Below are 21980 nucleotides of genomic sequence, written 5' to 3' on the forward strand. Positions count from 1 at the left end.
AAATCGCCCGCATGCTGCCATTTCATCGCCACGTGTTGCTATCGTTTTACCTGGGTTTTTGTAGCGTGGCCTGGGCTGTGCCCGACATCCCCGCCAGCAAAGACATGCAGATTGTGCAGCGCATTGACGATGTGCTGGTGGGCGTGGACGCGATGTCGCTGGCCATCATTGGCCGCCGCCATGTGGCGGGGAGCTACTTTTTGATCAATCTGCACCAGCCCAGCCCGGTGTCGGGCACCGCCGAGTTCGTGGCCGACTGCCAGAGCCCGCTGCGCTTGGCCACGCTGGCATCGAGTTTGCCCTCGGGTTCGATCAAGCCTGAAATTCCCTTGCTGCAGCGCCACGCTACGGTGCTGGACATCGACAGCCTCGCGTTCAACCCGGTGCACATGCTGGACGGCAGCTGGATGGTGGCCGAATTTGCCTGCCGCAGCACCAGCCAGCCGGGCCGCGCCCGCCAGATCGCTCAGGAGCTATTGGAAAAAGGCGGCCCGCCAGACGTGCGTAGCCTGTGGTGCGACCTGCAGGCCGACGGCAGCACGCAGACACGGCGCAACGCCGAGGTGCGCTACAGTGCCAGCGACGATGCGGTGGCGGTGCAAACGCAGTGGCTGAGTTCGGGGTTTGTGAGCGACAGCGAGGTGCTGTTTGGCAGCGGTGCCCAGTGGATCGTGGACCGCCAGCCGAGCCGGGCGCGGCTACTGGGGTCGGATGGGGCACTGCTGTTTGCGGGCGCATGCCGCAGTACGCCGCCTGCGCCTTAAATTGGCAGGTAGGGGGCTCAGGCCAGCAGTGCCTGCGCGAATTCTCGCGCGTTGAAGGTCTCTAGATCTTCCAGCTGTTCGCCCACGCCAATGAAGTACACCGGAATCGGCCGCTCTTGCGCAATTGCGGCCAGCACACCGCCCTTGGCCGTGCCGTCCAGCTTGGTGACGATCAGGCCGGTGAGCTGGATGGCATCGTCAAAAATCTTCACCTGGCTCACGGCGTTCTGGCCGGTGTTGCCGTCGATCACCAGCAGCACTTCGTGCGGCGCGCTGGCATCGGCCTTGTTGACCACGCGGCGGATCTTCTTCAGCTCTTCCATCAGGTGTAGCTGCGTCGGCAGGCGGCCTGCGGTATCCACCAGCACCACGTCCTTGCCGCGCGCCTTGCCGGCGCTGACCGAATCAAACGCTACCGAGGCCGGGTCGCCGCCTTCCTGGCTGACAATTTCCACCGTGTTGCGGTCGGCCCAGACACTGAGCTGCTCGCGGGCAGCGGCGCGGAAGGTGTCGGCCGCAGCTAGCAAAACACTAGCGCCTGATGCAGACAGGTGGCGCGTGAGCTTGCCAATTGATGTGGTTTTACCCGCGCCGTTCACGCCGGTCACCATGATCACCGTGGGCGTGTGCTGGCCGATCACCAGGGCTTTTTCCAGCGGGGCGAGCAGGGCGGTGATGGACTCGACCAGCAGCGCCTTGACGGCCTGCGGCTCGGTGGCCTTGGCGGCCTTGACGCGCTGCTTCAGGTCGGCCAGCAGAAATTGCGTGGCCTTCACGCCGGTATCGGCCATCAGCAGGGCATCTTCCAGCTCCTCGTACAGCGCATCGTCGATCTGCGTGCCGGTGAACACCGTGGCGATGCTGGAGCCGGTTTTGCGCAGGCCGTTTTTGAGCTTGTCCATCCAGCCCGCGCGCGGGGTTTCGGCTACTTCGGGCGCTTCTGGGGCTTCGGTTACTTCTGCGGCCACGGGTTTGGCGGCAAACGGGTTGCGCAGCCAGCCGGTGGCGGGCGCTTCCACGACCGGTGCGGGGGCTGCAATTTCGGGAACAGGAGGTTTTTTCTTGAAAAAGCTGAACATTTGGTGGGTTCTTAGAATCAGCCATTCTATGAAACGCCAAATACTTCCGGTTTTCGCCCTGTTCAGCGCCTTGGCGTGCGCCCAGACTCCCCCCACCCAGCCCACGCAATGCGATCTGCCCAACGGCATGGCGGTCATCGTTCAGCCCGACCACCGCGCCCCCACCGCCGTGCAGATGCTGTGGGTGCGTGTGGGCTCCCTGGACGAGGTGGACGGCACGTCGGGCGTGGCCCACATCCTGGAGCACATGATGTTCAAGGGCACGCCCAGTCTGCCGCCGGGGGAGTTTTCGCGCCGCGTGGCGGCCCTGGGCGGACGGGAAAATGCGTTCACCGCCAAAGACAACACCGGTTATTACCAGCAGATTCCGGCGGGCCAGCTCGAAGCGGTGATGCAGCTGGAAGCCGACCGCTTTGCCCACAACCAATGGTCGGATGAAGAATTCAAGCGCGAGCTGGAGGTGGTGAAGGAAGAGCGCCGCATGCGCACCGAAGATTCGCCGCGCTCCTTGATGAACGAGGCCATGCTGGCCACCGTATTCGCCGCATCCCCCTACCGCCGCCCGGTGGTGGGCTGGATGAGCGACCTGGATGCCATGACCCCTGATGATGCCCGCGCCTTCTACCAGCGCTGGTACACCCCGGCCAACGCTGCCTTGGTGGTGGCAGGTGATGTGGACCCGGCCCAGGTCTGCCAGTTGGCGGCCCAGTACTACGGCAGCATCCCGGCCCGCCAGGTACCCGTGCGCAAGCCCCGGCTGGAGCCCGAACAGGCGGGCACCAAGCGCCTGGACTTCAAAGCCCCGGCCGAGCAGGCAGTGGTTTCCCTGGCCTTCAAGGTGCCCGGTTTGCAGCCTGACAGCGACGACGCACTGGCCCTGACTGTGCTGGCCGCCGTGCTGGACGGCTACAGCGGTGCCCGGCTGGAGCGCGCCCTGACGCAAGACCACGGCCAGGCCGGTGGCCCGGTGGCCGACAGCGCCGGGGCTTACAACGGCCTGGTCGGGCGGGGTCCGCAGCTCTTCATGCTCGAAGGCGTGCCCGCCGCAGGCCACAGCGCCGCGCAGGTCGAAGCCGCCTTGCGTGCCCAAATTACCCTGGTGGCGCAAAAAGGCGTGACCGAGGCCGAGCTGAGCCGTGTCAAAACCCAGTGGGTGTCCAGCGCCGTCTACAAGCTCGATTCGGTGATGAACCAGGCCCGCGAACTGGGCAGCAACTGGGTGCAAGGCCTACCGCTCGACGCAAACGACCGCCTCATCGCCCGGCTGCGCGGCATCAGCGCCGCCCAGGTACAGGCTGCCGCCGTGCGCTACTTTGGCGACGACCAGCTGACGGTGGCCACGCTGCTGCCCCAGCCGCTGGACCCCAACCGCAAGAAACCCCGTTCCATCCCACTGGGGGAGCTGCGCTGATGCTTACTATCAAAAAAATAGCTACTCGTGTAGGCGTTATATGCGCTAGCGGCCTATTTTGCTTAAATTCTGCGGTCGCGGGTATTCCTATCCAGCATTGGGTTCAGCCCAGTGGCGCGCAGGTCTACCTGGTGCCCAGCCCGGCCATCCCCATGCTGGACGTGCAAATTGACTTCGACGCAGGCAGCCGCCGCGACCCGGCTGCGCAGGCCGGGCTGGCCGGCCTGACCGCAGGCATGGCCTCGGAAGGCGTGCGCGCCGTGGGCACCGCGCCCGCACTGGACGAAAACGCCCTGGGCGAAGCCTGGGCCGACCTAGGCGCGTCGCTGGACAGCAGCGCCAGCACCGACCGCTTCAGCTTCTCGCTGCGTACCCTGACCTACCCCGACCTGCTGGAAAAAGCTACCGCCCTGGCCGCCCGCCAGATCGGCGAGCCCGCCTTCAGCGACAGCCTGTGGCAGCGCGAACGCCAGCGCGTGGCGGCCCAGCTCAAGGAATCCGCCACCCGGCCCGCCACCGTGGCCGGGCGCGCGTTTGCCGCCGCGGTGTACGGCACGCACCCCTACGGTTACGAGCTGACCGCCGAGACGCTGGCCCGCATCCAGACCGCCGACATGCGCGCCTTCTACGCCCGCAGCATCCTGCCCTGCCGCGCCATCGTCAGCCTGGTGGGTGCCGTAGACCGGGCGCAGGCCGATGCGCTGGTGACCCGGCTGCTGGCCCGCCTGCCGACCACCGGCTGCACGCCCTTGTCCGCCGTGGCGGATGTGCAGCCGCTGGCACGCAGCAGTGACCAGCACATCCCCTTCGATGCCGCCCAGGCCCAGGTGCTGATCGGCCAGGTCGGCTATGCGCGCAGCGACCCGGCCTTCTTCGCCCTGCTGGTGGGCAACCACATCCTGGGTGGCGGCGGTTTTGGCTCGCGCCTGACCACCGAGGTGCGCGAAAAGCGCGGCTTGAGCTACAGCGTCTACAGCAGCTTTGCGCCCGCCATGCACGCCGGGGCCTTCACCATCGGCCTGCAAACCCGGCCCGACCAGGCCAAGCAGGCCATCCAGGTGGCCCAAGACGTGTTAAAGCGCTTTGTGGCCGACGGCCCCACCGCCGCCGAACTGCAGGCCGCCAAAGACAATTTGCAAGGCGGATTTGCCCTGCGCATCGACAGCAACCGCAAACTGCTCGACAACGTGGCTAACATCGCGTGGAACCATCTGCCACTGGACTACCTGGACCACTGGACCGCACAGATAGAGCGCGTCACGCAAGCCGACATCCAAACGGCTTTTGCCCGTATCCTGCAACCCGAAAAAATGGCCACTGTGGTGGTCGGAGAAACTCCCTAAATCCTATGTCTACGTTGCAACGTCCCCCCAAAAAAATCGCCAAAAAGACCAAACCCCGCCCGTCCGACCCGCATCCGGTGGGCGGCAAGCCCGGCGAGATCCGCATCATCGGCGGCGAGTGGAAGCGCACCCGCCTCACCGTGGCCAGCAAACCCGGCCTGCGCCCCACGCCCGACCGGGTGCGCGAAACCCTGTTCAACTGGCTGGGCCAGGACCTGACCGGCTGGCGCTGCGTGGACGTGTTTGCGGGCACCGGCGTGCTGGGCTTCGAGGCCGCCTCGCGCGGGGCCGCCACCGTGCATTTGTTCGAACAAGACCCGGCCCTGGTGGCCCAGCTCAAAACCACGCAAACCAAGCTGCAGGCCAGCGCTACCCAGGTGCAGCGCGGCGATGGTGTGGCGGCGCTGCGGCAACTGGCGACGGGTAGCTTGGATTTGGTGTTTCTGGACCCGCCGTTTGAATCGGGCCTGTACGAGCCCGCACTGAACGCCGCCGCCAAGGCCGTGCAGGGCAATGGCTTCGTCTACCTGGAAGCCCCCGCCAAGTGGACCGACGAGCTGCTGGCCCCGCTGGGCCTGCGCGTCCACCGTTACCTGAAGGCGGGCGCGGTCCACGCCCATCTGCTGCAACTGCTGACCGCAGCCGAAGCGCCATGAATCCGCCGGTGATCGCGGTCTACCCCGGCACCTTCGACCCCATGACCCTGGGCCACGAGGACGTGGTGCGCCGCGCCACGCAGTTGTTCGACCAAGTCATCGTCGCCGTGGCCGCCGGGCACCATAAAAAGACGCTGTTCAGCCTGGAGCAGCGGCTGGAGATGGTGCGCGAATCGGTCAAAACCTACCCGCAGGTGCAGGTAGAAAGCTTCAGCGGCCTGCTGCGCGACTTCGTGGTGGCTAAGGGCGGCAAAGCCATGGTGCGCGGCCTGCGCGCGGTGACCGACTTCGACTACGAATTCCAGCTGGCCGGCATGAACCGCACCCTGATGCCAGACGTGGAAACCGTGTTCCTGACGCCCAGCGACGGCTTCCAGTTTGTCTCCAGCACCTTTGTGCGCGAGATTGCTCTGCTGGGCGGTGAAGTGCACAAGTTTGTCTCGCCATTCGTGCTGGAAAAGCTGGCCGAAAAAGTACGCGAACGCGCTTGATTTAACGCACCCCCAGGCTACAGTGCTGTGCACTTTTCGCCCACCCCCTTGCAGGGGACAACACCAGTGGCCCGGCGAAGCCGGTTCCACGGTGTTTCTGGAAGGGGTATTTTTTGCGGGTGCTATATGCTTCTTAGGCTGCTAGTGCTTATACGGTCTGCAGTCTAAGCTATCTAAAATATAGCATTACAGTTTCAGCCGTCCCAGCCAGTCCAGCAACACGGCATTGACTTCTCCGGGCTGCTCCATGGTCAGCATGTGGCCGCAGCGGGGCAGCAGGTGCAGCTCTGCGCCGGGCACCAGGCTGGCGATTTCTTCCGAGAGTTTGGCCGGGGTCAGCAGGTCTTTGTCGCCGCACAGCACCAGGGTCGGGCAGCGCACGGTGCCCAAGTGCAGGCGCGCGTCGGGCCGGTCGGCCAGGGCGCGGTTTTGCTGCACCCACAGGGCGGGCGGGGTGCGCAGCACCATGTCTTTGTAGCGCTGCAGGTCGGCCTTGTCGCTGGGGTGCGTGGGCGAAAACGCCATGGCGGCGGTGGCGCGCACAAACTCGGCCAGGCGGCCCGCCTCCACCATCTGGATGGCGGTCTCGCGCTGCGCCCTGTGGTGCGGCAGTTCGGGCCGGGCGCTGGTGCCTAGCAGGGCCAGGGCGCGGACGCGCTCGGGGGCCTGGCGCACGGCCTCCATGGCGATGATGCCGCCCATGGAGGCACCGCACAGCACCAGTTCGCCAGGGTGCTGGCGCAGCACGGCCTGGGCCATGTCCTCAACGCTTGTGGGGTGGGCGAGCACGTCGGCCACCGTGGCACGCCAGGCGGGCGGCACGGCGGCAAGCTGGTCCTGCCACATATGGGCATCGGTGGCCAGGCCGGGAATAAATACAAGTTGGTGCATGGGGGAATCTTGGGAGACCCAATTTGGGCCTATGCTGACTTGGTTTAAACCTCGGGAGAATACGCGATGAAGATTTTGTTGCCTTTGGATGGCTCTGAGGTGTCGCTGCAAGCCGTGCGGCAGGTGATCCGTCTGGTACGCCAGGGCCTGCAGGCCGAGGTGGTGTTGGCCAATGTGCAGGAGCCCGCCCACCTGTACGAGATGGTGATGGCCGCTGACCCGGCGCTGATCGCCCGGGCCAGCGCCCAGGCCGGTGCCAAGGCGCTGAAGGCGGGCGAGGCCTTGCTGCGGCACGCAGGCATCGCCTATGCCTCGGAGGTGGCCGTTGGCGACCCGGCCCATACGTTGATCGATATCGTGGAGCGCTTTGGCTGCGACATGGTGGTGATGGGCGCGCGCGACAAGGGCAGCCTGCGCAGTGCGCTGCTGGGCTCGGTGTCGCACGAGGTGCTGCACGCCGCGCAGATACCGGTGATGTTGATCAAGCCCAGCGATGTGGCTGACCCGGATCTGGGGGCTGAGAGCCTCTAGAAGAAGGTAAAAAAGGGTAGAAGACATGGTGCACAAGTTATGCATGGCCGTGGCGTTGGCGGCTGCGGTGCTGGTCGGCCACGCGGCAGAGTTCCCTGCCAAGCCCATCAGCATCATCGTGCCGTTCCCGGCCGGTGGCCCTACCGACCGCGTGGCGCGGGATCTGGCCGAAGCCCTGCGCAAGCCGCTGGGCGGGGTTAGCATCGTGGTGGACAACGTGGCGGGCGCGGGCAGCTCTATCGGCTCTGCCAAGGCGGCACGGGCCACGCCGGACGGCTACACCCTGCTGCTGAACCACATCGGCATGGCCACCATGCCCACGCTGGTGCGCAACCTGCCGTTCAAGGTGGAAAGCGATTTTGAATATCTGGGCCTGGTGGACGAGGTGCCGATGACGCTGGTTAGCAAACCGGGCCTGCCTGCCGCCACCTACCCGCAGCTGGCGGCCTGGATGGCGCAGAACAAGGGGCGCATCAACCTGGGCAATGCGGGTGTGGGTTCGGCCTCGCACCTGTGCGGCCTGTTGGTCCAGGCTGCACTGCAGATGGACATGACCACCGTGCCCTACAAAGGCGCGGCCCCGGCCATGACCGACCTGATTGGCGGCCAGATCGACCTGATGTGCGACCAGACCACCAACACCACCAGCCAGATCGAGGCCAAGAAGGTCAAGGCTTTTGCCGTCACCAGCGCCAAGCGCCTGGGCACGCCCGCTCTAAAGTCCCTGCCCACGTTGCAGGAAATGGGTTTAAAGGGTTTTGAGGTCAGCATCTGGCATGGCCTGTATGCCCCGAAGGGCACACCGCCTGCTGTGCTGGCCAAGCTCAATGCGGCCCTGAAGCTGGCCTTGAAAGACCCCGACTTCATCAAGAAGCAAGAGGGCCTGGGTGCGGTGGTGGTAACCGATAAGCGCCTTGAGCCTGCGGAGCACAAGAAGTTCGTAGCCGCCGAAATCGCCAAGTGGAGCCCGATCATCAAGGCGGCGGGCGTATACGCCGATTAGCGTCGGGAGGGGTTAGGTCCCCCAGGTCACGTCGGCGTTTTCTTTTTCGCAGCGGTGTAGCATGTCGATGAAGGGCTTGGCGCGCTGGTGCAGCGAGACGGTGTCCATTTCATGGACCTTGGCTTCGACGGTGGCGGCTTTGCGGGCAGCATCGTCGAGCACGATGGCGGCTTGCAGGGCGGCGACGGCTCCGGCCATCTCGGCGACCAAGATGATGCCTTGGGCACCGGGGGTCTTGCCAATGATTTCCAACACTTTGCGCCCATTGGCTTCGAGCATGATGAGGTCGCCGTCGGCTTTAGACTTGAATTTGTACAACATGGCACTTCCGTTAAATAGAGTGTCACTATTGTGCCCGGCTTGGCGGGCTTGGGCTGGCATGATGCGTCCGGTAACACCAATTCCCGTACTTCCCCTAGGAGATTTTTGAGTGACCGACATCCACATGCAGCGCGAACACACTCTGGGCCTTCCCGCCGCCCGCAAGCTGGCCAACGAATGGCTGGAGCAGGCCGAAACCCGGCTGGGCATGACCTGCGAATACACCGAGGGCGCGGCCAGCGACGAAATCAGCTTTCGCCGCGCGGGTGTGACCGGCACGGTGCAGATCACCGACGACCGTTTTGTGCTGGACGCCGAGCTGGGCTTCTTGTGGAGCGCCTTCAAGGACAAGATTGAAACCGAGGTCGCCCGCCGTATGGACAAGATGCTGACCCAGGTGACCTGACCAAACTAGCGGCGCTTGCAGCGGTACTTTTTAAGAAAAAAAAGGCCGCTAGCGTATATTCCATATACGCATAATGCTATTATTTAAATAGCATTATGTGCGGTGCGCAATTTAGCCTTCAAACACCTCGGCTTCGGCCAACAGCCGACCCACGGCATCTTTAGCCGACAGTTGGGGTGTAATGCCCGCAGGCCATTCAATACCGATGGAGGGGTCGTTCCAGGCGATGCAGCGCTCAAATGCCGGGGCGTAGTAATCGGTGGTTTTGTACAGAAAGTCGGCGGTGGCCGTCAGCACCACAAAGCCGTGGGCAAAGCCGGGAGGCACCCACAGCTGGCGGTGGTTGTCTTCGCTCAGCTCCACACCCACCCATTGGCCAAAGGTGGCCGAGCTGCGGCGGATGTCTACCGCTACGTCGAACACGGCACCGCGCACGCAGCGCACCAGCTTGCCCTGTGGGTTCTGGATCTGGTAGTGCAGGCCGCGCAGCACGCCCTGGGCCGAGCGCGAATGGTTGTCTTGCACAAAGGCTACGTCCAGACCCGTGGCCTGGGCAAACGCATGGCCGTTGAAGCTTTCATAGAAGAAACCGCGCGCGTCGCCAAATACCTTGGGCTCCAGGATCAGTACGTCGGGGATGCGGGTGGGGGTGGCTTTCATTTGCGGATTTCTTCTTTCAGCATGCGCAGCAGGTACTGGCCGTAGCCGTTTTTGGCCAGCGGCTGGGCCAGGCGTTCCACCTGCTCGCTGGTGATGAAGCCGTTGCGCCAGGAAATTTCTTCCGGGCAGGCGATTTTCAGGCCCTGGCGGCGTTCCAGCGTGGCGATGAACTGCCCGGCTTCGAGCAGGCTCTCGAAGGTGCCGGTGTCCAGCCAGGCATAGCCGCGCTGCATGATTTGTACATTCAGCGTGCCCTGGTCTAGATAGGCCTGGTTGACGGCGGTGATTTCCAGCTCGCCACGCGGGCTGGGCTTCACGGCCTTGGCGATGTCCACGACCTGGTTGTCGTAGAAGTACAGGCCGGTGACGGCGTAGTTGCTTTGCGGTTCTACAGGCTTTTCTTCGATGCTGCGGGCTTTGCCTTGGGCATCAAACGCCACCACGCCATAGCGTTCTGGGTCTTGCACGTGGTAGGCGAACACCGAGGCACCCGAGGTTTGGGCATCGGCCGTGCCCAGTAGCTGGGTGAAGTCGTGGCCGTAGAAGATGTTGTCGCCCAGCACCAGCGCGCTGGGGTCGTTGCCGATGAAGTCTTCGCCGATCAAAAACGCCTGTGCCAGGCCATCGGGGCTGGCTTGCACGGCGTATTGCAGGTTCAGGCCCCACTGCGATCCGTCGCCCAGCAACTGGGTGAAACGGGGGGTGTCCTGCGGCGTGCTGATGATCAGAATGTCGCGGATGCCCGCCAGCATCAGCGTGCTGAGCGGGTAGTAAATCATCGGCTTGTCGTAGACCGGCAGCAGTTGCTTGCTGATGGCCAGGGTCGCCGGGTGCAGGCGCGTGCCTGAGCCGCCTGCGAGGATGATGCCTTTGCGTTGGGTCATGGTGTGAGTGTCTCGTTGAGCATGCGCGCCACGCCGACCTGCCAGTTGGGCAAGGTCAGACCAAAAGCGGCTTGCAGTTTACGGGTATCCAGTCGGCTATTGAGCGGCCGCTGGGCGGGGGTGGGGAAGGCGGTGGTGGGTACGGCGACGACCGCTTCGGGCCCGGCTTTGAGCGCGATACCGGCCTGCTGCGCGTGGGCCAGCACGGTTTGGGCGTAGCCGTGCCAGGTCGTTTCGCCCGATGCCGCCAGGTGGTAAATACCTGCCAGCGATGGCGCAGAGAACGCGGATCGCAAGGCCAGTGCGGTGACATCCGCCAGTAGTTCGGCCCCGGTGGGCGCCCCGGTCTGGTCGTCGATTACGGTGAGTTGTTCGCGCTCTTTGGCCAGCCGCAGCATGGTTTTGGCAAAGTTGCCCCCGCGTGCGGCATACACCCAACTGGTGCGGAAGATGAGGTGCCGGGCGTTGGCGGCCTGGATGCGCTGCTCACCTTCAAGCTTGCTGCGGCCGTACACGCTCAAAGGCGCAGGGACGTCCGATTCCTGCCAGGGCAGGTTGCCGCTGCCGTCGAACACGTAGTCGGTGGAGTAATGCACCAGCCACGCGCCGAGCTTTTCGGCCTCGGCCGCCAGCACGCCGGGGGCCAGGGCGTTGAGGGTGTGGGCCAGTTCAGATTCGCTCTCGGCCCGGTCCACGGCGGTGTGGGCGGCGGCGTTGACGATGATGTCGGGCTGCAGGCGGCGCACGGTGTCGGCGATGCCGTCCAGATTAGACAAATCACCGCAGTAGTCAGTGCTGTGGCGGTCCAGTGCGGTCAAGCTGCCCAGTGCAGCCAGGCTGCGCTGTAGCTCCCAGCCGACCTGGCCGTTTTTGCCCAAGAGCAAAATTTTGGGGGACTTCATGCGGCGCGGGCCGCGTAGTTGGTGTCTACCCAGTCGCGGTAGGCACCGCTTTGCACCCGGGCCACCCATTCGGGATTGTCCAGATACCAGGCGATGGTTTTGGCGATGCCGCTGGCGAAGGTTTCGGCCGGCTTCCAGCCGAGTTCGCGCTCGATCTTGCTGGCATCGATGGCGTAGCGGCGGTCGTGGCCGGGGCGGTCGGTGACATACGTGATCTGCGTGGCGTAGCTTTGGCCGTCGGCGCGGGGGCGCAGCGTGTCGAGCAGGCCGCACACGGTGTGCACGATGTCCAGGTTGGGCATTTCGTTCCAGCCACCCACGTTGTAGGTCTCGCCCAGTCGCCCGGCTTCCAGCACCCGGCGGATGGCGCTGCAGTGGTCCTTGACGTACAGCCAGTCGCGGATTTGCTGGCCGTCGCCATAAATGGGCAGAGGCTTGCCCGCCAGCGCGTTGACCACCATCAGCGGGATGAGTTTTTCGGGGAAATGGTAGGGGCCGTAGTTGTTACTGCAGTTGGTGGTCAGCACCGGCAGGCCGTAGGTGTGGTGGTAGGCGCGCACCAGATGGTCGCTGGCGGCTTTGCTGGCCGAGTAAGGGCTGTTGGGTTCGTACTGGTGGGTTTCGGTGAAGGCCGGGTCGGTGGCGGCCAGCGAGCCGTAGACTTCGTCGGTGGACACGTGCAAAAAGCGGAAGTTGGCCTTGGTATCGCTGGCCAAGCCTCCCCAGTAGGCGCGCACCGCTTCCAGCAACTGGAAGGTGCCCATCACGTTGGTCTGGATAAATGCTTCGGGGCTGTGGATCGAGCGGTCTACATGTGATTCGGCCGCAAAATTGACCACGGCGCGTGGTTGGTGCTGGGTCAGCAGGGATGCCACGAGTGCGTGGTCGCCAATGTCGCCCTGGGCGAAGATGTGGCGGGCTTCGGCTTGCAGGCTGGACAGGTTTTCCAGGTTCCCGGCATAGGTAAGTTTGTCGAGGTTGACGACCGCTTCGCCCGTTTGCGCGACCCAGTCCAATACAAAATTGGCACCGATAAAACCCGCACCGCCAGTCACCAAAATCATAGTATTCCTTGTAAAGCAGAGCGCTGTGGGCAGCGCATGAAGCGCTAAAGTTTAGTTCACACGGGCGAGTGGCACTGGCCATTTAGAAGTCCGCATCTACACGCAACACCGGCTACTGCGTACAGTTCAAGGTCCAAATCCCCTTTAAAGAGACTGCCATGGACAAAAACCCCAGCCCTTCCAACGAAGACAACACGGCCAACGCGTCGTCCAAACCCAGTGTTAAAGATTCTGCCCAGCAAATCTGGCTGGCGGGCCTAGGTGCTTTTGCCAAGGCGCAGGAAGAAGGTAGCAAGGTGTTTGAATCCCTGGTCAAGGACGGTATCGGCATGCAGACCAAGTCGCAAGCCATGGCGGAAGAAAAGCTGGCCGAGGCTGCCAGCAAAATGACCAGCATGGCCCAGGGCATCACCGAGCGGGCTACCGGCCAGTGGGACAAACTGGAAAATATCTTTGAAGACCGTGTCGCCAAAGCCCTGAAAAAATTGGGCGTGCCCTCGGCCCAGGACGTGGCGGTGTTGACGGCCCAGGTCGAAGAACTCAGCAAACTGGTGCAAACGCTAGTGGCCCAGCAGGAGCCAACAGCTAAAGCCAAGCGCGCGACCAAACCTGACGCTTGAGCGTGCCGGGTTTTAAAAAAGGGTACTGCGGCACCCTTTTTACGTTGGTGCTGGCACTAGCACCTTCCCTAATTCCTTAGCCACCCCGTGTGGGTTAGAGTGGATGCTCAATAACGGGGAAGACATCCATGGCGAAAAAAGCGCCGCGCCGCACGGCCGAACGCATTCTGGAAGTGACGCTGGATCTGTTCAACCGGTTTGGCGAGCCCAACGTCTCCACCACCTTGATTTCGGCCGAGCTGTCCATCAGCCCCGGCAACCTGTATTACCACTATCCTGCCAAAGAGGAACTCATCAACGCGCTGTTTGACCGCTACGAGCGCGGTCTAACCGAGCTGCTCAACGCCAGCGACGGCGTGCGCGATGTGGAAGACGCCTGGTTTTTCATGCACAGCCTGTTCGAGCTGATTTGGGAGTACCGGTTTTTGTACCGCGACCTGAACGATCTGCTGAGCAATAACCGGCACCTGGAAACCCATTTCCAGTCGGTACTGAAGCACAAGACCCGCGCCATCCGTGCGCTGCTGGACGGCATGGCCCAGTCGGGTGCGTTGCAGATCGACAGCCGCGAAGCTGAGCCCACAGCCACCAGCATGGTGGTGGTGCTGACCTACTGGCTGAGTTTTGAATACGTGCGCGACCCGCGCCATGCGCTGGAGGCCGACAGCGCCCAGATGGCGCTGCTGCGAGGTGCCCACCACGTGCTGAATTTACTGCTGCCCTACCTGGAGGCGGGCCAGCGCCTGCATTTACTGAATCTGGTGTCCGCCTACTCCCAGCCCGTCCAGCCCGTTGCCAGCGCAGTAGGCTGATATTGACTTTCAAGCCCGCCCACGAGGAGACACACCATGTCCTTATGGACCGCCTTTCCCCATCCCGGGGCCTATGCGTTTGATGCTGCCAGCACCGCCCTGGGCTGGGCGCGCCTGCACCGGGGTGACTCCGAGCCCTTGCCTGCAGATGCGCCTTTGCTCGAGGCCTGGGCGCTATTCCACAACGGCGAATTCCAAAAAGCCGCGGTTGCCGGGCTCGCTCTGGGCGGTGCCGGGCTGACCTTGGCCAACAAGGCCACCTGCATTTACGCCACCTATTTAGAACCGTTTGAACGCCTGCGGCTGGACCTTTTTCTGGAAGTGGCGGCGCGCGCCGAGGCCCAGGCCCAGCAAGATCCCCAAAATGCCAATGCCTGGTACTGGCATGCCTACGCGCTAAGCCGTTATAGCCAGGGCATCAGCGTGGCCAAGGCGCTGGCGCAGGGCCTGGGCGGCAAGGTCAAAGATTCGCTGGAGCGCACCATCCGCCTGGAACCCAAGCATGCGGGTGCCCATATCGCGTTGGGCGCGTTCCATGCCGAGGTGATCGACAAAGTGGGGGCTTTGATTGGCAGCATGACCTACGGCGTGCGCAAAGACGTGGGCCTGAAGCTCCTGCAAGAAGCCTTGAACTTGACCCCCGGTGCCGCCATCGCCATGGTCGAATACGCCAATGCCCTGCTGATGCTGGACGGCGAGCAGCGTCTGGCTGAAGCCACCCGCCTGTACGAGCAGGCCGCCACCGCCGCACCCTTGGATGCCATGGAGCACCTGGACGCCGACCTGGCAAGGTCGGAGCTCGACAGTTAAACCGTTTCCTGCAGCAGCACCTCGCCCCGCAGCGAGAACGACATGGCTTCGGTGATGGTCACATCGACCATCTGGCCGATCAGGCGCTGTTGCCCCTGAAAGTTCACCACCCGGTTGCACTCGGTGCGGCCCATCAGCTCCAGGCCCTCGGCGCTGGGGCGTTTGCTCGGGCCCTCGACCAGAATCCGCTGCACCGTGCCGACGCGGCGGGCGGCAATGCTGCGCACGCTGTTGTTCAGCACAGCTTGCAGGTGCTGCAGGCGCGCCAGCTTGACGGCGTGCGGGGTCTCGTCGGCCAAGTTGGCGGCGGGGGTGCCGGGGCGGGGGCTGAAGATGAAGCTGAAGCTGTTGTCATAGCCCACGTCGTCAATCAGCTTCATCATTTTCTGGAAGTCGTCTTCCGTCTCGCCGGGGAAGCCGACGATGAAGTCGCTGCTCATGGCCATGTCGGGGCGGATGGCGCGCAGCTTGCGCACCGTGCTCTTGTATTCCATGGCGGTGTAGCCGCGCTTCATGGACATCAGGATGCGGTCCGAGCCGTGCTGTACCGGCAGGTGCAGGTGGCTCACCAGCTTGGGCAGCGTGGCGTAGGCCGCGATCAGGCGCGGGGTAAATTCGTTCGGGTGGCTGGTGGTGTAGCGGATGCGCTCGATGCCGGGGATGTCGGACACGTATTCCAGCAGCAACGCGAAGTCGGCAATTTCGGCCGTGTCACCCATCGCGCCGCGGTAGGCATTCACGTTCTGGCCCAGCAAGGTGACCTCTTTCACGCCCTGGTCGGCCAGCCCGGCGACTTCCACCAGTACGTCTTCAAACGGGCGTGAAACCTCTTCGCCACGCGTGTAGGGCACCACGCAGTAGCTACAGTATTTAGAGCAGCCTTCCATGATGCTGACGAAGGCCGACGCGCCCTCAACCCGCGCGGGCGGCAGGTGGTCGAACTTCTCGATCTCGGGGAAGCTGATGTCCACCTGCGGGCGGCTTTGCAGCAGGCGCTGGTTCAGCAGCTCGGGCAGGCGGTGCAAGGTTTGCGGGCCAAACACCACGTCTACATAGGGTGCGCGGGCGATGATGGCCGCGCCTTCCTGGCTGGCCACGCAGCCGCCCACGCCGATCTGCACGCCTTTTTTCTTCAAGTGCTTGATGCGGCCCAGGTCGCTGAAGACCTTTTCTTGCGCCTTTTCGCGCACCGAGCAGGTGTTGAACAGAATCAGGTCGGCCTCGTCCACGTTCAGCGTGGCCTCGTAGCCCTGGGCGGCGTGCAGCACATCGACCATCTTGCCCGAGTCGTACTCGTTCATTTGGCAGCCGAAGGTTTTGATAAAGACTTTTTTAGACATGGGAAACTCTCAACGTAAAACTGCTTGCATGGTCCGAGGTGCTCTGCCCCCGCGTCCAAGAAAGCTAATATGAACTGTGCAGCGGGCCAAGCCGCTAGCGCTCAATCGAAAAGGCCAAAGAAGCGCCAGGGCTTGGCAGCGGTGGGGCGTTTGACAGAGGCTTCGGCCTCGGTCAGCACCCAGACTTCGGACACGGCACCGCCGATCTCTCGGGTGTAATTGACAGCCAGCGCTGACTGGCCGACCAGGCTGCCCGACAACATCAGCATGTTGTTGCTGCCGTGGATGCGCGCACCGGGCGAGAGTTGGTCGGTCTTGCCATCCAGCAGCACCTGCGGCGGCACCGTAACCTCTAGCGTGCCGCGCAGGGCCGTAGCGGGGAAGGTCCGCTCCTGGGCGTGCAGATTTAAAGAAAAAGTGGTGCTAGCGCATATGATGCATACGCTTGCAGCTATGTTAAGTATAGCAAATCTATTTTTGATGGGTATTGGCATACAGCGGTTCGTGGTGGACATCCAGAGGCTGGAAGGCCGGATTTTACTGTGCGTGCGCTTTACACCATTTCGGTGTAAAGCTGATCAGTGAATGGCCTGCATATTGCCAGTTGTCACGGAATGGTCGCAGAGTGGTCATAAATCGCCACTACGATTGCGCAAGCATAAGGCTGGCAGTAGTATGCAATCGGGGAGTACAAGGCAAATTTTTATGTCTCCACGCCGCCAGTCCAGGCTGGGTGTTTGCAAACGGGTTTTCTTGTGGAATCGTTTGCAGTGCCCTGATCTTTCATGTGTCAAATGTGTCTTCATCGGATTACGAAAAGGAAGTGATATGCCTCGTCAAATGTTCAAAGTTCTAGCCGTCACCGCAGCGGTCTCCGCAGCCCTGGGTGGTGTGCAAAGCGCTTCGGCCCAGTCGGCCCAACTGGTGGCCGCAGCCAAGGCCGAGGGCGAGTTGACCGTCATCGCGCTGGCACGCTCATGGTGTGGCTATGGCAAATTGATCGACGCCTTTAAGGCCAAATACGGCATCAAGGTCAACGAACTGAACCCCGACGCGGGCTCCGGTGACGAGCTGGAAGCCATCAAGGCCAACAAAGACAACAAAGGCCCGCAAGCGCCCGACGTGATCGACGTGGGTCTGTCCTTCGGCCCCCAGGCCAAGGCGGCAGGTTTGCTGCAGCCTTACAAAGTGGCCAACTGGGCCACCATTCCTGATTCGACCAAGGATGCACAAGGCTACTGGTACGGCGACTATTACGGTGTGCTGGCCTTCGAAGTCAACACCGACCTGATCAGCAAAGTGCCTACCGACTGGAGCGACCTGCTCAAGTCCGACTACAAGAATTCCGTGGCCCTGGCGGGTGATCCACGCTCGGCCAACCAGGCTATCCAGGGCGTGTACGCCGCGGGTGTGGCCATGGGCGGCAAAGATGCGGCCTCTGCCAGCGCTGCCGGTTTGAAGTTCTTCGCCGACATGAACAAGGCCGGTAATTTTGTGCCCGTGACCGGCAAAGCCGCTTCGCTGGCCCAGGGCACCACGCCTATCGTGATTCGCTGGGATTACAACGCCTTGGCCGACCGTGACGCGCTCAAGGGCAACCCCAAGGTCGCCGTTGTCGTGCCCAAGACCGGTGTGGTCGCAGGCGTGTATGTGCAAGGCATCAGCGCCTACGCACCGCACCCGAACGCGGCCAAGCTGTGGATGGAATTCTTGTACTCGGACGAAGGTCAGATTGGCTGGCTGGACGGCTACTGCCACCCCATCCGCTTCACCGACCTGGTCGCCAAGAACAAGCTGCCCAAAGCCATGCTCGACAAGCTGCCACCCGCAGCCGGTTACGCCAAGGCTGTGTTCCCCACCCTGGAAGACCAAAACGCCTCCAAAGACATCATCACCAAGCAGTGGGGTGTCGTCGGTGCGGATGTAGCCAAATAAACACCGCGTTGCGTTAGTGACCTCGCTGGCATGGTTCTCACGGGCCATGCCAGTATTGTTTTAGGGATAGTTTGCACAAAGGCGCAGCACCACGTGGCACATACTTTGAATTCCGGGGCGGGCTTGGCTCCGGCTAAATCCGCCAACTGGCACTGGCTTGGCGTGTTGCCATTCCTGCTGTTTGCTGCGTTGTTCTTGATTTTGCCCACTGGCTACCTGATGGTCGGGGCTTTCCAGGACGAAGCCGGGCATTTCACCCTGGCCAACATCATTGGCCTGTGGACCGACAGTGTCATCCAGGCTTACTGGATCAGCTTTCGCATCAGCGCCGCATCGGCCCTGGGTGGTGGCATCATTGGTTTCTTACTGGCCTGGGCGGCAGTGCAGGGCAAGTTGCCCGCCTGGATACGGCCTACGCTGATGACGTTCTCGGGTGTGGCCTCCAACTTTGCGGGCGTGCCGTTGGCCTTTGCCTTCTTGGCGACGCTGGGCCGGGTCGGCTTGGTCACCGCGCTGATGCGCAAGTATCTGGGGTTCGACCTGTACTCCACCGGCTTCAGCATCCTCAGCTTCACCGGCTTGACGCTGACCTACCTGTATTTTCAAATTCCACTGATGGTGCTTATCGTTTCCCCCGCGCTGGAAGGCTTGAAGCGCGAATGGCGCGAGGCCTGCGATTGCCTGGGCGGCTCGGCCTACCACTATTGGCGCTACATCGCGCTGCCGGTGCTGTGGCCCAGCATCATGGGCGCGATGCTGCTGCTGTTTGCCAATGCCTTTGGTGCGGTGGCCACAGCCTACGCGTTGACCGGTAGCTCGCTCAACATCGTACCTATCTTGCTGTACGCGCAGATCCGTGGCGATGTGCTGCACAACCCCAACCTGGGCTACGCGCTGGCCTTGGGCATGGTGGTGATTACCGGTGTTTCCAACGCAGGCTACATCTGGCTGCGCAGCAAATCAGAAAAGGGGCGCACATGAGTTCCACCTCCAAGTCCTCCCAGTCCCCGTCCAGATTAGGTGCCTGGATCGCCATTGGTGTCGGGGCCAGCTACTTTTTGATTCCGCTCATCGCCACTTTCGAGTTCAGCCTGCGCATGCTGCGTGGCGAGTACAGCTTCGAAGCCTATCGGGTGGTGTTTACCGACCCGCTGTTCCAGGCCACGTTTGGCTACTCGATCATGATGGCCGTCATCACCATCGTGGTGGGTGTGCTGTTGGTGGTGCCCACGGCGTATTGGGTGCAGTTGCGCCTGCCCAAGCTGCGGCCGCTGGTGGAGTTCATCACCTTGCTGCCACTGGTAATTCCGGCCATCGTCATCGTGTTTGGCTACCTGCGCATCTTTGGCAGCAATTCGTGGATTCCGCTGACCGGCAACGAGCGGGCGACCGACTTTTTGCTGGTGTGTAGCTACGTGACCTTGTCGCTGCCCTACATGTACCGCTCCATCGACACCGGCCTGCGGACCATCGACGTGCGCACCCTGACCGAGGCCGCCGAAGTGCTGGGGGCAGGCACCTTCACCATTCTGTTCAAGGTGATCTTCCCGAACCTGCGCTCGGCTATTTTGTCGGGTGCTTTCCTAACCTTTGCGGTGGTAATTGGTGAATTCACCATGGCCAGCCTGTTGAGCCGCCCCGCGTTTGGCCCCTACCTGCAACTGGTGGGTGCCAACAAGGCGTACGAGCCGTCCGCGCTGGCGGTGATGGCTTTCATGATCACCTGGGCTTCCATGGGCCTGATCCAAGTGTTTGGCCGTAATGCCAAGAACGCTGTCAAACAATAATTTTCAGAAAAAAACCGCACATGGCTTTCCTCGAAATCTCCCATCTGAAAAAAACCTTTGGCACGCAAACGGCTGTGCATGATTTCACCATGGACATCGCCAAGGGCGAGTTCATCACCTTCCTTGGCCCGTCCGGCTGCGGCAAGACCACCATCCTGCGCATGCTCGCCGGGTTTGAAGACCCTTCGGGCGGCACTATCAAGTTCGACGGCAAGGATGTCACCCACACGCCCACCAGCCAGCGCAACATCGGCATGGTGTTCCAGTCGTACGCGCTGTTCCCCAATATGACGGTGGCCGAGAACATCGGCTTTGGCCTCAAGGTGGCAAAAATGCCGCAAGAGCAAATCCACGTGCGCGTGACCGAGATGCTCAAGCTCATCGGCCTGGCCGCCCTGGGTGCGCGCTACCCCTGGCAGCTGTCGGGTGGCCAGCAGCAACGGGTGGCTTTGGCCCGTGCGCTGGCAGGCAAGCCGCAGGTGCTGCTGCTGGACGAACCCTTGTCGGCACTGGATGCCAAGATCCGCGTCTCGCTGCGCGAAGAAATCCGCGCTGTGCAGCGCGAGCTGGGCATCACCTCGGTGTTTGTGACCCACGACCAGGAGGAGGCGCTGTCCATCTCCGACCGCATCGTGGTGTTGAGCGAAGGCCGGGTAGAGCAGATCGGCACGCCCAGCGAGGTCTATAACTTCCCGCGTACCCGTTTTGTGGCCTCGTTTGTCGGCACGCTGAACCTGCTGTCGGGTGTGGTGGTAGACCCGGACTCGGGCCAGATTTCGGTGGCCGGGCAGCCTTTGGTTACCGCCACCAAGATGCCGGGGGCGGTGGCGGGGCAAACCCGTGCACTGGCCATCCGGCCCGAAGCCATCACCCTGGAGCCGCCCGTGCCGGGCCGCAATGCCCTGCAGGCCACGGTGGAAGAGGTGAATTTTCTGGGGGCGGTGGTGCGCATCCGGGTGCGTGCGGATACTTTTGTGCTGTCGCTCGATGTGTTCAACGACCCCCACCGCGCTTTGCCGCAGCGTGGAGAAAACGTGACCCTGGGCTTTTCGTTTGACAACCTATTGGTACTGGAAGAGACGGTCTGAGCCATGGCATCTGCATTGACACCCGGCTGGTCTGCAGCCAATCGCCACGCGCTCCAGCAGATGCTGGACTCCCTGGGCAAGCACAGCACCAGTTATGACCCGGCGCGCAAGCCCTATGCGGTGTTCGACTGGGACAACACCTGCATCATGAACGACACCGAAGAGGCCTTGTTGCTTTACCAGGCTGAGAACCTTCAGTTCAAGCTGACCCCGACCGAGTTTGCCGAAGTGTTGCGCCAGGGTGTGCCCGAGGGCGTGTTCCACGCAGCCTACACCAACTTGGACGGCCAGCCCGTGTCCATGCACGACCTGGCCGCCGACATCGACGAGGCCTACGCCTGGCTGTACGCCCACTGCAATACCCTGGGCGGCACCCAGCCCCTGGCTGCCATCCGCCAGACCGAGCCTTTCAAAAACTTCCGCGCCAAGTTCTACTTTCTGTACGGCGCGCTGTGCGATACCTACCCCATGGAAGTGGGCTACAAGTGGATCATCTATTTCTACAAAAATTTCACCCCGGCCGAATTCCAGGCCATGGTGGCCGCCTGCGTGGCACAGAACCTGGGCGAGGACCTAGTGCAAGCGCCCATCCACAGCAGCGCCGAGCTGCCGGGCCGGGCGGGCCGGGTGGCCCCGGTGCACTTTTATGGCATGCGGGTGGATGCCGACATGGTGGCGCTGATGGGGGCGTTGCGTGCCTACGGTTTTGACGTGCATGTGTCTACCGCATCCATGGACGATGTGGTACGCGTATTTGCCAACCACCCCGACTACGGCTACGGCGTGCCGCCCGAGAACGTGCTGGGCTTGAAGCTCGAGATCCAGGACGGCAAATACACCAACGTGTACCGTGCAGACTGGCATTTCAACTGGGGTCCTGGCAAGACCATCGGCATCGAAAAGCACTTTGTCGCCACCAAAGGCTACGGCCCGGCCCTGGTGTGTGGCGACAGCGATGGCGACGCGTGGATGATGAAAGACTTTGCCGACACCCGGCTGGGGGTGATCATCAACCGCCTGCACACTGGCCAGATCGGTGCCAACAGCCAGCAGGCGGTGGCCACGCTAGGCCAGCCGCATGTGCGCTTTTTACTGCAGGGCCGCGATGAGCACACGGGCCAATTCAACGGCCAAGAGGCCACCTTGAAATACGGCCAGGCCGAGGCCCGGCTACTGGCCTGA

The 21980-nt window shown here is 62.7% G+C and carries 25 protein-coding genes; 16 read left to right on the top strand and 9 right to left on the bottom strand.

What is annotated here, in order from left to right; translation table 11 throughout:
• The first annotated feature begins 11 nt into the window (after positions 1-11).
• On the top strand, positions 12-764 hold the full coding sequence (locus Q0T48_RS11975; protein WP_295956617.1) for a hypothetical protein: 753 nt from the start codon (positions 12-14) through the stop codon (positions 762-764).
• Positions 765-781: 17 nt separating this feature from the next.
• Here the strand turns inward: Q0T48_RS11975 and ftsY are convergent, their stop codons facing one another.
• Positions 782-1843 carry a signal recognition particle-docking protein FtsY gene (gene ftsY / locus Q0T48_RS11980; protein WP_295956619.1) on the bottom strand — a complete coding sequence of 354 codons (1062 nt, stop codon included), beginning with the start codon at positions 1841-1843 and terminating at the stop codon, positions 782-784.
• Between the two features lie 127 nt (positions 1844-1970).
• On the opposite strand from ftsY, the gene Q0T48_RS11985 reads away from it, so the two are divergent.
• Genes Q0T48_RS11985 through coaD form a run of 4 tightly spaced genes read left to right on the top strand, consistent with a single transcriptional unit; the run spans position 1971 to position 5744 of the window.
• Positions 1971-3254 carry a pitrilysin family protein gene (locus Q0T48_RS11985; protein ID WP_295956787.1) on the top strand — a complete coding sequence of 428 codons (1284 nt, stop codon included), beginning with the start codon at positions 1971-1973 and terminating at the stop codon, positions 3252-3254.
• Positions 3254-4597 carry a pitrilysin family protein gene (locus Q0T48_RS11990; RefSeq protein ID WP_295956621.1) on the top strand — a complete coding sequence of 448 codons (1344 nt, stop codon included), beginning with the start codon at positions 3254-3256 and terminating at the stop codon, positions 4595-4597. The genes Q0T48_RS11985 and Q0T48_RS11990 overlap by 1 nt, the downstream gene beginning before the upstream one ends.
• 5 nt (positions 4598-4602) lie before the next feature.
• On the top strand, positions 4603-5253 hold the full coding sequence (gene rsmD / locus Q0T48_RS11995; RefSeq protein WP_295956623.1) for a 16S rRNA (guanine(966)-N(2))-methyltransferase RsmD: 651 nt from the start codon (positions 4603-4605) through the stop codon (positions 5251-5253).
• Positions 5250-5744 (top strand): pantetheine-phosphate adenylyltransferase, encoded by a 495-nt coding sequence (gene coaD, locus Q0T48_RS12000; protein ID WP_295956625.1) that lies wholly within the window; start codon positions 5250-5252, stop codon positions 5742-5744. The genes rsmD and coaD overlap by 4 nt, the downstream gene beginning before the upstream one ends.
• A 186-nt stretch (positions 5745-5930) precedes the next feature.
• Here the strand turns inward: coaD and Q0T48_RS12005 are convergent, their stop codons facing one another.
• Positions 5931-6635 (bottom strand): alpha/beta fold hydrolase, encoded by a 705-nt coding sequence (locus Q0T48_RS12005; protein ID WP_295956627.1) that lies wholly within the window; start codon positions 6633-6635, stop codon positions 5931-5933.
• Between the two features lie 66 nt (positions 6636-6701).
• Here Q0T48_RS12005 and Q0T48_RS12010 point away from each other — a divergent pair, with 66 nt between their 5' ends.
• Together Q0T48_RS12010 and Q0T48_RS12015 are read left to right on the top strand one after the other, a co-directional pair.
• Positions 6702-7166, top strand: a complete 465-nt coding sequence (locus Q0T48_RS12010; protein ID WP_295956630.1) for a universal stress protein — start codon at positions 6702-6704, stop codon at positions 7164-7166.
• 43 nt (positions 7167-7209) lie between these two features.
• Positions 7210-8169 carry a tripartite tricarboxylate transporter substrate-binding protein gene (locus Q0T48_RS12015; RefSeq protein WP_295956789.1) on the top strand — a complete coding sequence of 320 codons (960 nt, stop codon included), beginning with the start codon at positions 7210-7212 and terminating at the stop codon, positions 8167-8169.
• Positions 8170-8181: 12 nt separating this feature from the next.
• Here the strand turns inward: Q0T48_RS12015 and Q0T48_RS12020 are convergent, their stop codons facing one another.
• Positions 8182-8490, bottom strand: coding sequence for a DUF1840 domain-containing protein (locus Q0T48_RS12020; RefSeq protein WP_295956631.1), 309 nt, complete (start codon positions 8488-8490; stop codon positions 8182-8184).
• 109 nt (positions 8491-8599) lie between these two features.
• Between Q0T48_RS12020 and Q0T48_RS12025 the strand changes: the two genes are divergently transcribed.
• A complete protein-coding gene (locus Q0T48_RS12025; protein WP_295956633.1) occupies positions 8600-8896 on the top strand; it encodes a polyhydroxyalkanoic acid system family protein in 297 nt (98 codons plus the stop codon).
• A gap of 111 nt (positions 8897-9007) precedes the next feature.
• Here the strand turns inward: Q0T48_RS12025 and rfbC are convergent, their stop codons facing one another.
• The 4 genes from rfbC to rfbB are packed head-to-tail and all read right to left on the bottom strand — an operon-like array spanning position 9008 to position 12406.
• Positions 9008-9556 carry a dTDP-4-dehydrorhamnose 3,5-epimerase gene (gene rfbC / locus Q0T48_RS12030; RefSeq protein WP_295956635.1) on the bottom strand — a complete coding sequence of 183 codons (549 nt, stop codon included), beginning with the start codon at positions 9554-9556 and terminating at the stop codon, positions 9008-9010.
• The gene (rfbA, locus tag Q0T48_RS12035; RefSeq protein ID WP_295956637.1) at positions 9553-10440 is read right to left on the bottom strand and encodes a glucose-1-phosphate thymidylyltransferase RfbA; all 888 of its coding nucleotides are present in this window, start codon (positions 10438-10440) and stop codon (positions 9553-9555) included. The genes rfbC and rfbA overlap by 4 nt, the downstream gene beginning before the upstream one ends.
• A complete protein-coding gene (gene rfbD / locus Q0T48_RS12040; RefSeq protein ID WP_295956639.1) occupies positions 10437-11342 on the bottom strand; it encodes a dTDP-4-dehydrorhamnose reductase in 906 nt (301 codons plus the stop codon). The genes rfbA and rfbD overlap by 4 nt, the downstream gene beginning before the upstream one ends.
• The gene (rfbB, locus tag Q0T48_RS12045) at positions 11339-12406 is read right to left on the bottom strand and encodes a dTDP-glucose 4,6-dehydratase (protein ID WP_295956641.1); all 1068 of its coding nucleotides are present in this window, start codon (positions 12404-12406) and stop codon (positions 11339-11341) included. The genes rfbD and rfbB overlap by 4 nt, the downstream gene beginning before the upstream one ends.
• A gap of 158 nt (positions 12407-12564) precedes the next feature.
• Between rfbB and Q0T48_RS12050 the strand changes: the two genes are divergently transcribed.
• The 3 genes from Q0T48_RS12050 to Q0T48_RS12060 all read left to right on the top strand — a co-directional run bounded on the left by Q0T48_RS12050 (position 12565) and on the right by Q0T48_RS12060 (position 14648).
• Entirely contained in the window at positions 12565-13026 is a 462-nt protein-coding gene (locus Q0T48_RS12050; protein ID WP_295956642.1) for a phasin family protein, read from the top strand.
• 128 nt (positions 13027-13154) lie between these two features.
• Positions 13155-13838, top strand: coding sequence for a TetR/AcrR family transcriptional regulator (locus Q0T48_RS12055; RefSeq protein ID WP_295956645.1), 684 nt, complete (start codon positions 13155-13157; stop codon positions 13836-13838).
• 36 nt (positions 13839-13874) lie between these two features.
• A complete protein-coding gene (locus Q0T48_RS12060) occupies positions 13875-14648 on the top strand; it encodes a hypothetical protein (protein ID WP_295956646.1) in 774 nt (257 codons plus the stop codon).
• Here Q0T48_RS12060 and miaB read toward each other — a convergent pair.
• Together miaB and Q0T48_RS12070 are read right to left on the bottom strand one after the other, a co-directional pair.
• Entirely contained in the window at positions 14645-15988 is a 1344-nt protein-coding gene (gene miaB / locus Q0T48_RS12065) for a tRNA (N6-isopentenyl adenosine(37)-C2)-methylthiotransferase MiaB (RefSeq protein WP_295956647.1), read from the bottom strand. The two genes, Q0T48_RS12060 and miaB, sit on opposite strands and share 4 nt — an antisense overlap.
• Positions 15989-16089: 101 nt before the next feature.
• Positions 16090-16332 carry a hypothetical protein gene (locus Q0T48_RS12070; RefSeq protein ID WP_295956649.1) on the bottom strand — a complete coding sequence of 81 codons (243 nt, stop codon included), beginning with the start codon at positions 16330-16332 and terminating at the stop codon, positions 16090-16092.
• Between the two features lie 484 nt (positions 16333-16816).
• Between Q0T48_RS12070 and Q0T48_RS12075 the strand changes: the two genes are divergently transcribed.
• From Q0T48_RS12075 to Q0T48_RS12095, 5 genes are all read left to right on the top strand, one after another.
• A complete protein-coding gene (locus Q0T48_RS12075; RefSeq protein ID WP_295956651.1) occupies positions 16817-17923 on the top strand; it encodes an extracellular solute-binding protein in 1107 nt (368 codons plus the stop codon).
• A 93-nt stretch (positions 17924-18016) separates the two neighbouring features.
• On the top strand, positions 18017-18904 hold the full coding sequence (locus tag Q0T48_RS12080; protein ID WP_295956653.1) for an ABC transporter permease subunit: 888 nt from the start codon (positions 18017-18019) through the stop codon (positions 18902-18904).
• Positions 18901-19710, top strand: coding sequence for an ABC transporter permease (locus tag Q0T48_RS12085; protein WP_295956656.1), 810 nt, complete (start codon positions 18901-18903; stop codon positions 19708-19710). Before Q0T48_RS12080 ends, Q0T48_RS12085 begins: the two co-directional genes overlap by 4 nt.
• 20 nt (positions 19711-19730) lie before the next feature.
• Positions 19731-20798, top strand: coding sequence for an ABC transporter ATP-binding protein (locus Q0T48_RS12090; RefSeq protein ID WP_295956658.1), 1068 nt, complete (start codon positions 19731-19733; stop codon positions 20796-20798).
• Between the two features lie 3 nt (positions 20799-20801).
• A complete protein-coding gene (locus Q0T48_RS12095) occupies positions 20802-21980 on the top strand; it encodes an HAD family hydrolase (RefSeq protein ID WP_295956661.1) in 1179 nt (392 codons plus the stop codon).

This window comes from Rhodoferax sp., assembly GCF_025354435.1.
Lineage (GTDB): Bacteria > Pseudomonadota > Gammaproteobacteria > Burkholderiales > Burkholderiaceae_C > Rhodoferax_B.

Bases quoted from the DNA above. Each gene is read 5' to 3' on its own strand.
- Q0T48_RS11975 (WP_295956617.1), top strand. From the start codon at position 12: ATGCTGCCATTTCATCGCCACGTGTTGCTATCGTTTTACCTGGGTTTT.
- ftsY (WP_295956619.1), bottom strand. From the start codon at position 1,843: ATGTTCAGCTTTTTCAAGAAAAAACCTCCTGTTCCCGAAATTGCAGCC.
- Q0T48_RS11985 (WP_295956787.1), top strand. From the start codon at position 1,971: ATGGCGGTCATCGTTCAGCCCGACCACCGCGCCCCCACCGCCGTGCAG.
- Q0T48_RS11990 (WP_295956621.1), top strand. From the start codon at position 3,254: ATGCTTACTATCAAAAAAATAGCTACTCGTGTAGGCGTTATATGCGCT.
- rsmD (WP_295956623.1), top strand. From the start codon at position 4,603: ATGTCTACGTTGCAACGTCCCCCCAAAAAAATCGCCAAAAAGACCAAA.
- coaD (WP_295956625.1), top strand. From the start codon at position 5,250: ATGAATCCGCCGGTGATCGCGGTCTACCCCGGCACCTTCGACCCCATG.
- Q0T48_RS12005 (WP_295956627.1), bottom strand. From the start codon at position 6,635: ATGCACCAACTTGTATTTATTCCCGGCCTGGCCACCGATGCCCATATG.
- Q0T48_RS12010 (WP_295956630.1), top strand. From the start codon at position 6,702: ATGAAGATTTTGTTGCCTTTGGATGGCTCTGAGGTGTCGCTGCAAGCC.
- Q0T48_RS12015 (WP_295956789.1), top strand. From the start codon at position 7,210: ATGGCCGTGGCGTTGGCGGCTGCGGTGCTGGTCGGCCACGCGGCAGAG.
- Q0T48_RS12020 (WP_295956631.1), bottom strand. From the start codon at position 8,490: ATGTTGTACAAATTCAAGTCTAAAGCCGACGGCGACCTCATCATGCTC.
- rfbC (WP_295956635.1), bottom strand. From the start codon at position 9,556: ATGAAAGCCACCCCCACCCGCATCCCCGACGTACTGATCCTGGAGCCC.
- rfbA (WP_295956637.1), bottom strand. From the start codon at position 10,440: ATGACCCAACGCAAAGGCATCATCCTCGCAGGCGGCTCAGGCACGCGC.
- rfbD (WP_295956639.1), bottom strand. From the start codon at position 11,342: ATGAAGTCCCCCAAAATTTTGCTCTTGGGCAAAAACGGCCAGGTCGGC.
- rfbB (WP_295956641.1), bottom strand. From the start codon at position 12,406: ATGATTTTGGTGACTGGCGGTGCGGGTTTTATCGGTGCCAATTTTGTA.
- Q0T48_RS12050 (WP_295956642.1), top strand. From the start codon at position 12,565: ATGGACAAAAACCCCAGCCCTTCCAACGAAGACAACACGGCCAACGCG.
- Q0T48_RS12055 (WP_295956645.1), top strand. From the start codon at position 13,155: ATGGCGAAAAAAGCGCCGCGCCGCACGGCCGAACGCATTCTGGAAGTG.
- Q0T48_RS12060 (WP_295956646.1), top strand. From the start codon at position 13,875: ATGTCCTTATGGACCGCCTTTCCCCATCCCGGGGCCTATGCGTTTGAT.
- miaB (WP_295956647.1), bottom strand. From the start codon at position 15,988: ATGTCTAAAAAAGTCTTTATCAAAACCTTCGGCTGCCAAATGAACGAG.
- Q0T48_RS12075 (WP_295956651.1), top strand. From the start codon at position 16,817: ATGCCTCGTCAAATGTTCAAAGTTCTAGCCGTCACCGCAGCGGTCTCC.
- Q0T48_RS12085 (WP_295956656.1), top strand. From the start codon at position 18,901: ATGAGTTCCACCTCCAAGTCCTCCCAGTCCCCGTCCAGATTAGGTGCC.
- Q0T48_RS12090 (WP_295956658.1), top strand. From the start codon at position 19,731: ATGGCTTTCCTCGAAATCTCCCATCTGAAAAAAACCTTTGGCACGCAA.
- Q0T48_RS12095 (WP_295956661.1), top strand. From the start codon at position 20,802: ATGGCATCTGCATTGACACCCGGCTGGTCTGCAGCCAATCGCCACGCG.